The organism is Melioribacter sp. Ez-97, from assembly GCF_051488665.1.
Lineage (GTDB): Bacteria > Bacteroidota > Ignavibacteria > Ignavibacteriales > Melioribacteraceae > Melioribacter.
Genome location: NZ_JBPSEG010000004.1, coordinates 55296 through 68869 on the forward strand (window position 1 = coordinate 55296; position 13574 = coordinate 68869).

17 protein-coding genes are annotated in these 13574 nt (G+C 42.2%); 2 read left to right on the forward strand and 15 right to left on the reverse strand.

Going from position 1 to position 13574, the window contains the following annotated elements; translation table 11 throughout:
- Positions 1-3 precede the first annotated feature (3 nt).
- Positions 4-522 (reverse strand): lipocalin family protein, encoded by a 519-nt coding sequence (locus ACSSWA_RS06640; protein ID WP_437355777.1) that lies wholly within the window; start codon positions 520-522, stop codon positions 4-6.
- Between the two features lie 26 nt (positions 523-548).
- Positions 549-1523, reverse strand: a complete 975-nt coding sequence (locus ACSSWA_RS06645) for a DUF1028 domain-containing protein (protein ID WP_437355778.1) — start codon at positions 1521-1523, stop codon at positions 549-551.
- Between the two features lie 124 nt (positions 1524-1647).
- Here ACSSWA_RS06645 and ACSSWA_RS06650 point away from each other — a divergent pair, with 124 nt between their 5' ends.
- The gene (locus ACSSWA_RS06650; RefSeq protein ID WP_437355779.1) at positions 1648-2331 is read left to right on the forward strand and encodes an FKBP-type peptidyl-prolyl cis-trans isomerase; all 684 of its coding nucleotides are present in this window, start codon (positions 1648-1650) and stop codon (positions 2329-2331) included.
- Between the two features lie 31 nt (positions 2332-2362).
- Here ACSSWA_RS06650 and trxB read toward each other — a convergent pair whose 3' ends face one another.
- From trxB to ACSSWA_RS06670, 4 genes are read right to left on the reverse strand one after another with little or no spacing between them, the layout of a single operon-like run.
- The gene (gene trxB, locus ACSSWA_RS06655) at positions 2363-3313 is read right to left on the reverse strand and encodes a thioredoxin-disulfide reductase (protein ID WP_437355780.1); all 951 of its coding nucleotides are present in this window, start codon (positions 3311-3313) and stop codon (positions 2363-2365) included.
- A gap of 41 nt (positions 3314-3354) precedes the next feature.
- Positions 3355-4287: a tRNA epoxyqueuosine(34) reductase QueG gene (queG, locus tag ACSSWA_RS06660; RefSeq protein WP_437355781.1), complete on the reverse strand. Its 933-nt coding sequence runs from the start codon at positions 4285-4287 to the stop codon at positions 3355-3357.
- Between the two features lie 32 nt (positions 4288-4319).
- Positions 4320-4655, reverse strand: coding sequence for a nitrite reductase small subunit NirD (gene nirD / locus ACSSWA_RS06665; RefSeq protein ID WP_437355782.1), 336 nt, complete (start codon positions 4653-4655; stop codon positions 4320-4322).
- A complete protein-coding gene (locus ACSSWA_RS06670) occupies positions 4652-5503 on the reverse strand; it encodes an MBL fold metallo-hydrolase (RefSeq protein WP_437355783.1) in 852 nt (283 codons plus the stop codon). Before ACSSWA_RS06670 ends, nirD begins: the two co-directional genes overlap by 4 nt.
- Positions 5504-5554: 51 nt before the next feature.
- On the opposite strand from ACSSWA_RS06670, the gene ACSSWA_RS06675 reads away from it, so the two are divergent.
- Positions 5555-6448 (forward strand): endonuclease/exonuclease/phosphatase family protein, encoded by an 894-nt coding sequence (locus ACSSWA_RS06675; protein WP_437355784.1) that lies wholly within the window; start codon positions 5555-5557, stop codon positions 6446-6448.
- Between the two features lie 46 nt (positions 6449-6494).
- Here the strand turns inward: ACSSWA_RS06675 and ACSSWA_RS06680 are convergent, their stop codons facing one another.
- The 9 genes from ACSSWA_RS06680 to ACSSWA_RS06720 all read right to left on the reverse strand — a co-directional run bounded on the left by ACSSWA_RS06680 (position 6495) and on the right by ACSSWA_RS06720 (position 13458).
- Entirely contained in the window at positions 6495-6827 is a 333-nt protein-coding gene (locus tag ACSSWA_RS06680) for a 4Fe-4S dicluster domain-containing protein (protein WP_437355785.1), read from the reverse strand.
- A gap of 124 nt (positions 6828-6951) precedes the next feature.
- Positions 6952-7662, reverse strand: a complete 711-nt coding sequence (locus ACSSWA_RS06685) for a TPM domain-containing protein (protein ID WP_437355786.1) — start codon at positions 7660-7662, stop codon at positions 6952-6954.
- Between the two features lie 14 nt (positions 7663-7676).
- Complete coding sequence (locus tag ACSSWA_RS06690; RefSeq protein ID WP_437355787.1) at positions 7677-8282, reverse strand: LemA family protein; 606 nt, start codon at positions 8280-8282, stop codon at positions 7677-7679.
- A 16-nt stretch (positions 8283-8298) separates the two neighbouring features.
- Positions 8299-9660 (reverse strand): PFL family protein, encoded by a 1362-nt coding sequence (locus ACSSWA_RS06695; protein WP_437355788.1) that lies wholly within the window; start codon positions 9658-9660, stop codon positions 8299-8301.
- Positions 9661-9690: 30 nt separating this feature from the next.
- The gene (locus ACSSWA_RS06700) at positions 9691-10119 is read right to left on the reverse strand and encodes an ACT domain-containing protein (RefSeq protein ID WP_437355789.1); all 429 of its coding nucleotides are present in this window, start codon (positions 10117-10119) and stop codon (positions 9691-9693) included.
- Positions 10116-10955: a hypothetical protein gene (locus ACSSWA_RS06705; protein WP_437355790.1), complete on the reverse strand. Its 840-nt coding sequence runs from the start codon at positions 10953-10955 to the stop codon at positions 10116-10118. Before ACSSWA_RS06705 ends, ACSSWA_RS06700 begins: the two co-directional genes overlap by 4 nt.
- Positions 10952-11815: a hypothetical protein gene (locus tag ACSSWA_RS06710; protein ID WP_437355791.1), complete on the reverse strand. Its 864-nt coding sequence runs from the start codon at positions 11813-11815 to the stop codon at positions 10952-10954. The genes ACSSWA_RS06705 and ACSSWA_RS06710 overlap by 4 nt, the downstream gene beginning before the upstream one ends.
- On the reverse strand, positions 11802-12224 hold the full coding sequence (gene yidD / locus ACSSWA_RS06715) for a membrane protein insertion efficiency factor YidD (protein WP_437355792.1): 423 nt from the start codon (positions 12222-12224) through the stop codon (positions 11802-11804). The genes ACSSWA_RS06710 and yidD overlap by 14 nt, the downstream gene beginning before the upstream one ends.
- 85 nt (positions 12225-12309) lie before the next feature.
- The gene (locus tag ACSSWA_RS06720; RefSeq protein ID WP_437355793.1) at positions 12310-13458 is read right to left on the reverse strand and encodes an acyl-CoA dehydrogenase; all 1149 of its coding nucleotides are present in this window, start codon (positions 13456-13458) and stop codon (positions 12310-12312) included.
- Positions 13459-13574: the final 116 nt, after the last annotated feature.

Here is a 13574-nt window from a genome sequence, read left to right on the forward strand (position 1 = left end):
TATTTATTGACTGCCGAACTCGAAGTCCTCGGGATTATAACCGTTTTCTTTAAGTATTGAAAATATCCGGTCGAGGACTTCGCTGTTCAGTTCAGGAGTACGGCTTAATATCCAACCGTATTTTCTCGACGGCGTTCCTACAATCGCCCAGTTGTAATTTTCATCCAATCCGATAATCCAGTAATCGCCCCATACGGGACGCCATCCCAGAATGCTGAAAAAACTTACTTCCAGTTTGGAGTTCGTTTTTTTATCGACAACGCGCGCTATGCCTTCGGCTTTATCGATCTTACCTTCTTCGTCAATACAGGAATTTACAACTTCAATTTCTCCGTTCTCTTTTATCTTGTACAGTGCAGTGGTTCCCTTTATGCAATGATCCTGAAACTTGTTTGGTATTTTTGCAATTTCGTACCAAAGACCTGCGTACTTACTTATGTCTACATAGTCGACCGTTTTGAGTTCGTTGCTTTGCGCCCACAATAATCCGGTAAAAAGTATCAAAAGAGATAAGGTTTTCATATCAGCCTCTTAAATTTTTACTGATTCTATAAATCCATAATCAAATTCAGGCTTTCTTCCGTAACGTTTAACAAACCGCTTGGTACGAGTCTCGGAGTAAGCGTTTTCCAATTTTTATCTTTATCGAAGACTTCTTTGAAAAGTTTAAGCGCGTCATCAATTCTTCCGTTATTAGCAAGCGTAACCGCCGTCCAGTATTTCATTTCGAGATTATCGGGAAACATCTCCATCGCGGCGGAATATTCTTTCATGGCTGTTTCCATGTCGTTTTTTTCTACTGCAAGATCGCCGTTATTCATATGTTCATAAGCCCTGTGCACTTTAAGAAGTCTTTTCAGTTCTTTTATCGGTTCGGGATGATCGTCCACTCTCAAGTCGACCAATTTATCGAGCCATATTTTACCTGTCGGTTTGCCGGAGAAGACCAATAAAGCAGCCGACTGTTTGCCTCTGATATCTCCGCCGGCGTTTTCTGCCGCTTCCAGAGCCGCTATCATTCTCTCGGCAAGAGGACCTTTTGCATTTTCAAACGCTTTCGACATTGCGCCCCAGATTCTGTCGTTCGACATCAAATTAGCCTGAACCGAATAACCTTTGCCTTCGATGTGTCCGGCGGGTTGTATGCAATTCTTACCCGTGAATGCCGCTACATTTCCTTTAGCGTCGAGGATTGCCAATTGTCTGTATTCCCTTCCTTCGTCGTCGCTCAAAAGTTTATCAACCGCTTCTTTAGGCGTTAATCCTTCTTTCAAGAGCTCCAGCCCCCGAGGACCGAAAGAAACGTTTACGAACGATTGAGTTGCGACCACTCCGACACCCGCTTCGCCCCAACATACGACTGTTCCTACCGAGAACCAGTGCGATTGAACCGCAACCCCGATTTCTCCAGTAGTCGAATCGTAAGCGACTATTGAATATGTGTGAGCAAACGGATTATTGTTATAGAATGTCTGCGCCGTTATTACAAACGGAATTAACAATAACAATATTATTTTCTTCATAGCTTTGTCTCCCGATTGATATGTTAAAGATAAAGGAATGAAAGAGATTAGTCAATCGATTTGCTATTCATAGCGGCAGGATATATTTTCAACAATCACAATTTATTAATTTACGGGAGTACAAATGAAATTAACCGGAATAATTGCGTTACTGCTCATATCAGCCGGAATAATATCGGCGCAGCAGGAATCCATCCTCAAGACTGCGGAAGATTCAATCAGTTACAGCGTAGGTCAAAGTATCGGAAAGAATATAAGCGATCCTCAATTAAAAATTAACTACGAAGTTCTTTTTCAGGGATTGAAAGACCAGTCGGAAGGAAAATCGCTTTTGACCGACAGTCAGATTCAAACTATGATGATTCGATTAAATCAGAAACTGATAGCTATGAGGAATGCAAAGATCGACGAACAAAAAGTAAAGAATAAAAAAGCGGCTGAAGAATTTCTCGCAGAAAACAAAAATAAAGAAGGCGTGGTTACCCTTCCGAGCGGATTGCAATATAAGGTATTAAAAAGCGGCGACGGACCCTCGCCTAAAGAAAACAGCGTTGTAAGGGTACACTACAAAGGGACAACAATCGACGGTAAAGTTTTCGACAGCTCGTACGACAGAGGCGAACCCGCGGAATTCGAACTCGACAGAGTAATCAAAGGCTGGACAGAAGCATTGCAGCTGATGCACGTAGGCGACAAATGGATGCTTTACATACCTCCGGAATTGGGTTACGGCGAAGCGGGAGCCGGCGAAGTCATAGAACCTAATTCTTTGCTGATCTTCGAAGTTGAACTTCTTGACGTAAAATAAAAAAAGGGAGGCAACGCCTCCCTTATTCTTTTTAAGCCAATTCTTTTTCTTCCAGCCAATGTTGCGCATCGAGAGCAGCCATACATCCGGTTCCGGCTGCGGTAATTGCCTGTCTGTATTTTTTATCGGCAACGTCTCCCGCGGCGAATACGCCTTCAACACTAGTATGCGTGCTGCCGGGTTTTGTAATAATATATCCGGTTTCGTCCATTTCGAGCTGTCCTTTGAAAAGAGAAGTGTTCGGCTGATGTCCTATTGCTATAAAAATTCCGTCGGCTTGAATTTCCGTTGTCGAACCGTCTTTAGTATTTTCGAGAATTGCGCCCGTAACGGACTTTCTTCCGTCTTCTTCTTTACCCAAAATTTCTTTGATTACTGCGTTCGTAATGAATTTTATTTTCGGGTTTTTGCCCGCTCTTTCGAGCATAATTTTCGAAGCTCTGAACTCGTCTCTTCTGTGAATAATCGTTACCTCGGAAGCAAACTTTGTCAAATAAGTTGCTTCTTCCATTGCCGTATCGCCGCCACCGACAACCAGCACTTTCAAATCCTTAAAAAAGAATCCGTCGCACGTCGCGCAGGCTGATACTCCGTATCCCATATATTTCTTTTCGCTTTCGAGACCGAGTAATTTTGCAGAAGCTCCAGTTGCAATAATAACCGAATCGGCTGTGTGGGTTTCGTTCTCGGATTTAATTACAAAAGGACGTTTCGAAAAGTCGACTTCGGTTACGTTTTTGAATACGCATTTGGCTCCGAATTTGCACGCCTGCTTTCTCATAATATCCATCAGTTCAGGTCCCTGAATACCGTTTTCGAAACCTGGATAATTTTCCACTTCAGTTGTAATCGTAAGCTGACCGCCCGGCTGCATTCCTTCGAAAACAATCGGATTCAAATTGGCTCTGCCCGTATATAAGGCGGCTGTCAATCCCGCTGGCCCCGAACCGATTATTATAACTTTGTGATGATTTTCGTTCATAATTTCTCCCGTATTTTTAATTTCATTAGATGTAAATATATTCAATTCGATTCAGAATCGATCAGAAATCGAGCGTTTCGTTTTAGCCCCTTCAATTTCGATCTTTTTATCGGACTCACGTTAAACTTCTCTCTGAACTCTTCTTCGGTCATATTCATAATATCTTCCAATAAATATTCTTTTGAAGCAACCGGTTTGAAGGCTTCTTCATTTGCGGGCATTGAAAATTTTTTATTCCACGGGCATACATCCTGACAAACGTCGCATCCGAAAAGCCAATTGTCAAACTTTCCTTTGAATTCCTCCGGAATTTCTCCTTTGTTTTCGATTGTTAAATACGATATGCATTTGTTCGAATCGACTACGAAGTCCTCGACAATAGCATTCGCTGGGCAGGCGTCGATACATGCCCTGCAAGTGCCGCATAATTCGTTAGCCGGTTCGGAATATTCAAATTCCCTATTGTTTATCAAATTTGCAATAAAAAACCAGCTGCCCATATTCCTGTTAATAATATTCGAATGTTTTCCCATCCAGCCGATGCCGGACTTAAGAGCCCAGACTTTATCCATAACCGGACCGGTATCCACATAAGATTTCGAGACAAAACCTTCGTCCAATTTTTTCAGTTCTTCTTCGAGCAATTCAAGTTTGTCCCAAATTATCAGATGATAATCTTTTCCCCAGGCGTATCTGGAAATTTTTCCGTGATGCGGCAGATTGGAATGTTTATCGTCGATGTAATAATTCAAGCCGAGACTGATAATCGATTTTGCTTCGGGCAGAATATTCTTGACATCGGTTCTTTTTTCAATATTCTTTTCCATGTATTTCATGCCGGCGTGGTATTTACGGTCGAGCCACTGAGCGAGCTTTTCCGTTTCTTTATGGAGCGTTTGATACGGCGCAAAACCGACTAAATCGAATCCGATTTCCCTCGCCTTTTCGATTACGATTTCATTCGTAAGTTTCATGACATGATCAATAAATTTTAATTATAATTCCGTTACCAGTCGGGGAATCGATTATCAACTTTAACATAGACGTCGTCGCCGAGCAGTTTTACTTCGTAAACGCTAATGCCTCTTCTGCCGTTGGGCATCGAACCGTCCTTCAAATTAAATTTCCAGCCGTGCAAAGGACAAATCACATATTCGTTTTCGACAATGCCGTCGTACATAAGATGAGTTTTTTGATGAGGACAAATATTGCTTACGGCATAAACTTTATTTCCGACTTTGAACAATGCGATTTCCGCATCGTTTACAAAAAATTGTCTGCCTTCTTCGTCTTTTAATTCGTTTATGCTGCAAACTTTTACAAAACCGTCCTGTAAGGTCATGGCAGTCTTTCGAATTTTTCTTTGACTACGATTGCGTTTTTTTCATTTCGTTCCAGAGTTGCGGCGGCGCTGAACGGGTCGTGTTCGAAAAATAGAATCCAATTTTCTTCGACTGCTTTATTTAGCGTTTCAATTTTTTCATTCAATGTAACCAGCGGCTGGAGATCGTAGCCCATTATATAAGGCAGAGGAATATGCGACGTAAACGGAATCAAGTCCGCGCAATAAAGAAGAGTAGTAACCGGATCGGATATTTTAACCAGCTGCTGCCCAAATGTGTGTCCGTTGATTTCTATTAACTCGATTCCTTCGGTTAGTTTTTGATTTCCTTCGGTAAAGACGACCATATTTCTGTCCGCCAGCGGTTTGTATCGTTCGATGAAGTAGCTTGCTTTGTCCCGCAACGAAGGTTTCATTGCCCATTCATATTGTTTTTTTTGTATGTAATAAGTCGCATTCGGAAAAGAAGGCTGCCATTCGCCGTCGACGAATTTTGTGGCTCCTCCGGTGTGATCGAAATGAAGATGGGTAATTATAACGTCAGTTATATCTTCCGGATTAACGCCGTTTTGCGACAGCGATTTTTCCATCGAAAATTGCGAGTTATCAATGCAGTAAATACCGGCAAATTTTTCGCTCCAGTTAGAGCCCACTCCCGTATCAATTAATATTTTTCTTTCGGGCGAGTCCAAAAGAAGACAACGCGCGTGAAGAAGAATTCTGTTTTGTTCGTCGGGCGGATTTGTCTTTTCCCAAAATATTTTCGGCACCACGCCGAACATTGCCCCTCCGTCGAGTTTGAAACTGCACGTTTCGACGGGAATAAGTTGAAAGCTACCTATTTTCATAAATTTTTCTTATGTTTTTTGTAAAATAACAAAATAATACAAAGGTATATAATGAACGTCCGCAACAGGCTGCTTAGTTCAGTTTCATTGTTTATAATTTTTTTCGTAATCAGTTGTTCAACCGCAAATCTACTAAAAAAAGAAGAAAAAGACGCCGTACCCATTAAAGTAATGACGTTTAACATCAGATACGGCAGCGCCGAGGACGGAATAAACAGCTGGGAAAATCGAAAAGATATTACTTTCGAAGTTATACGGAATTATTATCCGGATTTACTGGGAATGCAGGAAGCGCTCAAATTTCAATTGGACGAAACGCTCAATCAATTCCCCTATTATAATTATACGGGCGTCGGCAGAGACGACGGAAAAACCAAAGGCGAATATGTGCCGGTATTGTATTTGCGAGACCGGTTTATTGTAGATACAAGCGGAACTTTCTGGTTTTCCGATACGCCTGATGTTCCGGGTTCGAAATCGTGGGGAAATGAGATTACCAGAATAAGCAGTTGGGCCCGGCTTTATGATAAGTTTACCGGGAATGACCTCGAAATTTACAATCTGCACCTCGACCACAAATCGATGGAATCGAGAATCAAAAGCGCTCAACTGCTGCTAAAAAAAATAAATAAGAATATTCCCACAATAATTACGGGAGATTTTAACAGTTCCGAAGACGAAGAGACTATAAAACTTATATTAAATAACGGCTTTACGGATACCTATCGATTCCTTCATCCGAAATCCGAACACGAAGGCACCTATCACCGTTTTTCAGGAGACGATACGGGTAATAAGATCGATTTCATCTTTGTGTCAAAGCATTTTAAAATTCTCGGGTCGGACATAATTAAAACGTACAGGTTGACGGACGACAGGAAGCTCTATCCCTCTGACCATTTTCCCGTAACGGCGGAAGTTGCAATAAAATCTTCTGCGGAATAAAAGATAAATCCCGAAGCTTTTTAACGCTTCGGGACTTGAAATAAAATTATCTTCCTAACGAATCCAGATATTCTTTCTTTTTGAGGAGCGTTTCCTTGTCTTCGACATGATTCGGATCGGGTACGCAGCAGTCAACCGGACAAACGGCAGCGCATTGCGGTTCATCGTGGAAGCCGACGCACTCGGTACATTTGTCGGGAACTATATAAAAGTAATCATGCGAGAAAAATCCAGTAGCGCCTGAAGGAGCCGGATCGTCGGGACCGTAGGTTTTACCTGCCAAAGTCCATTCTGCTCCGCCTTCATAAATTGCATTGTTAGGGCATTCAGGTTCGCAAGCGCCGCAATTAATGCATTCATCGGTTATCATTATAGCCATTTTTCAAATCTCCTGGTTTAATTGGTAAAAGAAAAATTTAGTTTAAAATCTTTGTAAAACCAATGAAATAATAATAAAAGGATAAAATAACTTCAAGGAAAAAAGGACTTTTTCTCTTGAAATATCACCAACTTCCGCTGGCTCCTCCGCCGCCGAAAGAGCCGCCGCCTCCGCTGAAGCCTCCACCGCCGAAACCGCCTCCGCCCCAGCCGCCACTTCTTCCGCCTCCCATCGAACCGATAACCAGCCAGGGCAGCAGTCCTCCTCTTTTTCCGCCTCTGGTTAAAAGCAAAAAGAGAATTATCATTATTATGTAGCCGATCGGAAGTTTTACTTTATCTTTTTCTTCGCGTTTATCGTTCGTATACTCGCCTTTGACAGCCATCATAATTGCCGCAATTCCGGATTTAATGCCGGTGTAGTAATCTCCGTTTCTGAAATATGGTCTTACTTCGTTTCGAAGAATCGAACTAGCAAGCGCGTCCGGCAGCGCCCCTTCCAATCCGTACCCGACTTCAATGCGCATTTTTCGATCCTCTTTTGCAACAAAGAACAAAACGCCGTTGTTTTTTCCGGCTCTCCCGATTTTATTCTTCTCGGCAACCTCGTAAGTATAATATTCGATCGGATAACCCTGCAAAGAATTTATCATTAGAAATACTATTTGAGTGGAAGTCGAATCGTCAAAACTTTTTAACAAATAATTCAGCTCGCTCAGCTGCGACTGAGCGAGCGTAGAAGTAAAATCGTTGGCGTAATTTTTTAGCAAAGGTATTTCCGGCTGCGCCGACAATTGAAATGAAAACAGAAATAATATAAAAGCTATTTTTTTCATCAATAAAAGATTCCCTAAAATTGAACTCTGGGAGCTTCTTCAGCTCCGGTTGCCGCCCGGAAATATTCTTTTTCCTTAAAGCCCGCCATATTGGCAATTAAAGCTGCCGGAAACCGTTTTATTTGCGTGTTGTATTCCTGAACCACCTGATTATATTTCATTCTTTCGACTGCAATTCTGTTTTCCGTTCCTTCGAGCTGAGCCTGCAGCTGGAGAAAATTTTCGTTGGCTTTTAATTGCGGATAATTTTCCGAAACAACCAACAATCTCGATAATGCGCTGCTCAGTCCGTCCTGAGCCTGCTGGAATTTTCTGAAAGCCTCGGGATCGCTCAACTGGTCGGGCGAAAGTTTTATTTGACCTACTTTCGCTCTTGCTTCGGTAACCGCTGTATAAGTTTCTTTTTCGAAATTGGCTACGCCTTTTACGGTTTCCACAAGATTTGGGATCAGATCATATCTCCGTTGATATTGATTTTCCACCTGACTCCATGCCTGATTGACCTTTTCGTTCAATCCGATCAGATTATTATACACGCCCACGCCCCATCCGACTATAACAAGAATAAGAATTATGATAGCCGCGACAATGCCGAGCGCAATCATTAAACCTTTTTTCATCGTACCTCCTGAAATATTAATTTGTTAGACTTCTCATCGGGGCAGGAATTCTGCCGCCTCTGTTTATAAAACCGGCGCTGCAAAGTTTTTTAACTTCCATTACCGGAGCTTTTCCCAACAGACCGCCATAATCTACAAAATCGCCGACCACTTTACCGAAAGCGGGAATTATTCTTACCGCCGTAGTTTTATCGTTAATCACTCCGATAGCCGATTCGTCGGCGATGATACCGGCGATTGTTTCAACGGGAGTGTCTCCGGGTATAGCGATCATATCGAGACCCACGGAACAAACAGCCGTCATGGCTTCGAGTTTTTCGAGAGTCAGATTTCCGTTTTGAACCGCCCTAATCATTCCCATATCTTCGCTGACCGGAATAAAAGCTCCGCTGAGTCCTCCCACGGAAGAACTTGCCATCAAGCCGGCTTTTTTAACTGCGTCATTCAACATAGCTAAAGCCGCCGTTGTTCCCGGAGCTCCGACGTCTTCGAGTCCCATTGCTTTTAGAATGTCTCCTATACTGTCGCCCTCAGCCGGAGTCGGCGCCAGAGAAATATCGACTATACCGAACGGGATTCCGTTTTTCTCGGCTACTTTTCTGCCGATCAATTCACCCGCGCGCGTAATCTTAAAAATAGTTTTTTTAATAACTTCTGCAAGCTGCTGCAGATCGACGCGTCCGGCTTCACGAATTGCGTCGAGCACAACGCCGGGACCGCTAATACCGACATTCAACACAACTTCCGGCTCGCTGACTCCGTGAAACGCTCCGGCAACAAAGGGATTGTCCTCTACCGCATTGGCAAACACAACCAGTTTTGCGCAACCAATCGAATCGTTGTCTTTTGTTAATTCGGCGGTTTTTTTAATCGTTTCCGACATCAATTTGACAGCGTCGATATTGATTCCGGTTTTTGTGGACGCTACATTGACGCTCGAACAAACGCGTTTTGTAGAAGCCAAAGCATGCGGTATCGAGTTAATTAATTCCTTTTCGCCGTTTGTCATTCCTTTTTGAACCAACGCCGAATAGCCCGCTATGTAATCGATGCCGATATCAGCCGCCGCTTTATCGAGAGTTCGCGCAATTTCTATGAATTCCTCCTCTTTGCAGGAATCGAACGGTATAGATATCGGAGTTACGGAAACTCTTTTGTTGGCAATCGAAATGCCGTATTGAGCTTCGATTTCCTTTGCGTATTTAACGTGATTTTTTCCGTAACGAATTATCTTGTCGTATATTTTCTGACAGGTCACTTTAATATTCCTGTCGGAGCAATCCCTCAAACTAATTCCCATTGTAACCGTACGAATGTCAAAGTGTTCAATTTCCGTCATCCGTATGGTTTCGAGGATTTCTTCGAATTCGTATTGCATAATCGGATAATCTTTTTTTTGTGATTGTGATTAAATTCTGTGCATGAATCTGAAAACGTCTTCGTGCTGTAAATAGATTTTTATTTTAAGGTCTTCGGCTACTTTTTGCATTTCGCGTTGAACTTCGCTCAAATCCTTCGGAGAAGCGGTAATATCGATAATCATTATCATTGTAAAAAAGTCGCCCATAATTTTTTGACTCAAGTCGAGAATATCGCAGCTGTTTTCGGCAAGCGCTTTTGTAACGGAGGCAACTATTCCGGGTTTGTTCAATCCGAAAGAAGTGAGAATAACCCTGCCGGAATCGAGGTTTTTGTTTTTCAGTTCGATATTGTCGACGTCCATCGTTTCGATTTTGGAGCGGACGGCATTTTTAATTTCGTCTTTAGTGGCTCCCAATCCGAGTTCTTCGATGGTTTCGAGCGTAATTTTTCTGATAATATCTTCCGTGATTTTCATGGTTTTGCTCCATCGTAATTTAACTGGAAATAAGTTAGAGCTTTATTAAAAATCTCTTTGTTTCTGTCGTTTGCTTTTTTTTCCGCCGCCTGAATATTACCTCTGTAAAAGCGAAGCCATAACAGAGCGCCGTTTGCCATGCCGTCGAAAATTCGCTCGGCTGCAAATGCGTCGGCGGTAATATAGCCGAACAATAAATTATAGCCGAGGGAAATAAATCCCTGCAGATAATTTCCCGTATAAATAAGACCACTTCCCGGCACAATATAAGAAATTGTTTTTGCAAAAGTAACCGAATATTTTTGTTCGATAACATTCCTGCATACGCGCTGCATATCATACGACAATTGATTTTCTTTTAATATCCGGTAAGCCGCTTCCCAGTTTTCGTCAAAAATATTAATCCAGGCTCTCCAGTAATTCAGAGAGTCTCTCTTGCCGCCGAATTTCCCGTCTTTTTCAATTTCATCGATTATTTCGTTTGCTCTTGGCAAAGTGCCTCTCAAAATATTAGCTCTTACCATTTCAATTTTTGCCCTGAACTCTTTCTCGTCGTTATCGGCGTCGAGAGAAGCTTTGAAAAAATATTTTACGGCGTCGTCGAATCGCGCGCCGGCTTTGTACGATTTCCCTATCATTAAATTACAGTAGTACGAGTATTCAGGCAGACTGTTTGTCAGTTCGGCAAAAAAACCGAGCCTTTTATATTCGGTGATTGCTTCAAAATAATTCCCGCTTTTATACAAACTGTCGGCTTTAGCCTTTATACTCTCAAGAGAATTTTGAGCGCTTAATACGGAAACAAACAGGAATAATATTAATAGTAATTTTTTCATTTTACATTCAGATCCGGCATGTAATAATTTCTCGATTCAAAATAAAATCTGATTTTTTTGTCGGAATCAATACGGATTCTTGCGTTGTAGATATTTGCGGCTGCAATCGAACCGTAAATATTTCCGGCGTAAAACGCCGCCGCCATTCCGGCAAAAAGGTAGCCTCTGAAATTATGATCGTGTTGGAACGCCGAAACGGAGAGATAAGCCGTAAGCCCCGTAACAATAAACGAAGTAATCCCGTCGCTTATATTGCCCGTATAAATTTTTCCTGCGCCCGGTATAATAGCAGACAGAAGACCCGCCTTCAATTCGCTTTTAACGGGCGGATTTGTTTTAAGATAATATAAACTTTTTATTTCGGCTTTGTTCGAATCGGGGAAGAGATTGAAAAATTCTAAAGTATCCCGCGCCCTTTTGCCTTCGTAAAGATATGATATCGCCGAAAGCAGTTTCAAGTTTGTTTTGTATTCTTCCGGCTGATAAACCTCGAATTCAACCTCTTTTCTGAAACTATCGAAATTGCCTGTTAGAAAATTCGACAGATGAAATTTCAATTTTGCCTTCTCTTCAAGACTCGAGTTAAAGAAGAGTGATTTGAAATTAGCCGCCGCTTCTTCGTAACGCCGCATGTTAAAAAAGCAATCGGCGTATTTAAAAAGCGCCGTATCGTTATGGGCAAATCTGAGATAAGCTCCGTATTCATCGAGCGCGCGCAGATAGTCGTTAGAATCATAAAGATAATCGGCAAATTTCAGACGATATTCCGGAGAATAAAAATCGATTTGGGCTGTTTGAGCTATAAGCCTTGAATACAAAGAAAACAAAAGAAGAATCGGAAGCAGCTTACTTATCTTCATTCGGAATCGCCTGATATTTATTCGGTAAAAGAGAATAGATTTCCGGCGGATCGTAATATTTTCCGTTTTCCGAAACCGGATAATCTTCAAGTCCTTTGAAAAAATTAATGTCTCTTACAAAACGATCTGAAAACATCAGGAATCCTTTAACAATACCTTCCGTTTTAATCGATCTGACAAAGAAGGCCGAACAGGAAGGCTCAAAGGGACAATTATCTCCGTCCAGATCGGAAATAAAATACCGGTAGCCGTTAGCCAGCAAGGACAGAAAATCGCCGGTCTGCGTTTGAGCGGCATTGATATTTACTCGCGTATAATTAATGTCGACGGCGCTCCATTTTGTCCACTCTGACTGCGCGTATAACGATCCGCTTAAAATCAATATAAACAGATATACCCGTTTCATCATTTGCATAAAGTTAGAGAGTTCTAAAATAACTAAATTTAAAGACAAGATGCAGGGCGGAATCGAGAATTCCGCCCATTAAATGCGTTTAATCGAAATGTTTTAATATTTCCCGAGCAATAACGATTTTCTGTATTTCCGAAGTGCCTTCGTAAATTTCAGTAATTTTTGCGTCGCGCAGGTATCTTTCCACCAGGTATTCTCTCACGTATCCGTAACCGCCGTGAATCTGAATAGCTTCGAGTGAATTGTCGACGGCTACTTTCGAAGAATATAATTTAGCCATCGCCGCAGCCTGGATATAGTCCATATGCTTATCCTTAAGAAATGCCGCTTTCAACGTAAGGAGCTTGGCAGCTTCGAGATTGACCGACATTTCCGCAAGCTTGAACTGAATTGCCTGCAGATTTGCTATTTCGGTTCCGAAAGCCTTACGGGTTTTGGAATACTTAAGCGCGGCGGAAAAAGCGGCATCGGCAATGCCGCAAGCTTGAGCCGCTATGCCGATACGCCCCCCGTTCAATGTATTCATCGCTACATTAAATCCTTTGCCGATTTCCCAAAGTATATTTTCTTCGGGCACTTCGCAATTTTCAAATAACAACGAACACGTGTCGCTGCTGCGTATACCCAGTTTGTCTTCCTTCTTGCCGTGAGTAAATCCGGGAGTCCCTTTTTCTACGATAAAGCAAGTAATCCCTTTATGGCGTTTTTCCCTGTCGGTTTGAGCAAACACCAGGTAATAGTCCGCATTTATTCCGTTCGTAATCCAATTTTTAATCCCGTTGATAATCCACCTGTCGCCTTTTTTAACTGCCGCGGTATGCTGATGAGTGGCGTCGCTGCCGGCTTCGGGCTCGGACAACGCAAAAGCTCCCAATTTATCGCCCCGAGCCAGCGGTTTAAGAAATTTTTCTTTCTGATAATCCGTACCCCATTCTTCCAATCCGTAACAAACCAGCGAATTATTCACCGACATAATGACTCCAAGACTCGCGTCCACTTTTGAAATTTCAATCATAGCCAGCACGTAACTGATAGTGTCCAATCCGGCGCCGTCGTATTCCGGCGGCACCATCATGCCCATAAATCCCAGCTCCCCCATTTTTTTAACCAGATCGTGCGGAAATTCGGCTTTGATATCGCGTTCGACTGCGGACGGAGCCGCTTCGTTTTCCGCAAATTCTCTGGCTATCTGCTGAATCAACAGATGTTCCTCGGTTAAATTAAAATCCATAAATGCTCCCGCATTCGTTAAAATTATTTTGTTTGATATGAAACTACGGAATGAAATTTCGAATAGCAACCGAATTATTGACGGGCAATTAATCCGGCGAGTATGTATATTTGCCT

Excerpts from the sequence above, each read along its gene's own strand:
- ACSSWA_RS06650 (WP_437355779.1), top strand. The coding sequence starts at position 1,648 with ATGAAATTAACCGGAATAATTGCGTTACTGCTCATATCAGCCGGAATA.
- ACSSWA_RS06690 (WP_437355787.1), bottom strand. The coding sequence starts at position 8,282 with ATGAAAAAAGGTTTAATGATTGCGCTCGGCATTGTCGCGGCTATCATA.
- yidD (WP_437355792.1), bottom strand. The coding sequence starts at position 12,224 with ATGATGAAACGGGTATATCTGTTTATATTGATTTTAAGCGGATCGTTA.
- ACSSWA_RS06695 (WP_437355788.1), bottom strand. The coding sequence starts at position 9,660 with ATGCAATACGAATTCGAAGAAATCCTCGAAACCATACGGATGACGGAA.
- ACSSWA_RS06675 (WP_437355784.1), top strand. The coding sequence starts at position 5,555 with ATGAACGTCCGCAACAGGCTGCTTAGTTCAGTTTCATTGTTTATAATT.
- ACSSWA_RS06705 (WP_437355790.1), bottom strand. The coding sequence starts at position 10,955 with ATGAAAAAATTACTATTAATATTATTCCTGTTTGTTTCCGTATTAAGC.
- ACSSWA_RS06700 (WP_437355789.1), bottom strand. The coding sequence starts at position 10,119 with ATGAAAATCACGGAAGATATTATCAGAAAAATTACGCTCGAAACCATC.
- ACSSWA_RS06645 (WP_437355778.1), bottom strand. The coding sequence starts at position 1,523 with ATGAAGAAAATAATATTGTTATTGTTAATTCCGTTTGTAATAACGGCG.
- ACSSWA_RS06640 (WP_437355777.1), bottom strand. The coding sequence starts at position 522 with ATGAAAACCTTATCTCTTTTGATACTTTTTACCGGATTATTGTGGGCG.
- ACSSWA_RS06680 (WP_437355785.1), bottom strand. The coding sequence starts at position 6,827 with ATGGCTATAATGATAACCGATGAATGCATTAATTGCGGCGCTTGCGAA.
- ACSSWA_RS06710 (WP_437355791.1), bottom strand. The coding sequence starts at position 11,815 with ATGAAGATAAGTAAGCTGCTTCCGATTCTTCTTTTGTTTTCTTTGTAT.
- ACSSWA_RS06720 (WP_437355793.1), bottom strand. The coding sequence starts at position 13,458 with ATGGATTTTAATTTAACCGAGGAACATCTGTTGATTCAGCAGATAGCC.
- trxB (WP_437355780.1), bottom strand. The coding sequence starts at position 3,313 with ATGAACGAAAATCATCACAAAGTTATAATAATCGGTTCGGGGCCAGCG.
- queG (WP_437355781.1), bottom strand. The coding sequence starts at position 4,287 with ATGAAACTTACGAATGAAATCGTAATCGAAAAGGCGAGGGAAATCGGA.
- nirD (WP_437355782.1), bottom strand. The coding sequence starts at position 4,655 with ATGACCTTACAGGACGGTTTTGTAAAAGTTTGCAGCATAAACGAATTA.
- ACSSWA_RS06670 (WP_437355783.1), bottom strand. The coding sequence starts at position 5,503 with ATGAAAATAGGTAGCTTTCAACTTATTCCCGTCGAAACGTGCAGTTTC.
- ACSSWA_RS06685 (WP_437355786.1), bottom strand. The coding sequence starts at position 7,662 with ATGAAAAAAATAGCTTTTATATTATTTCTGTTTTCATTTCAATTGTCG.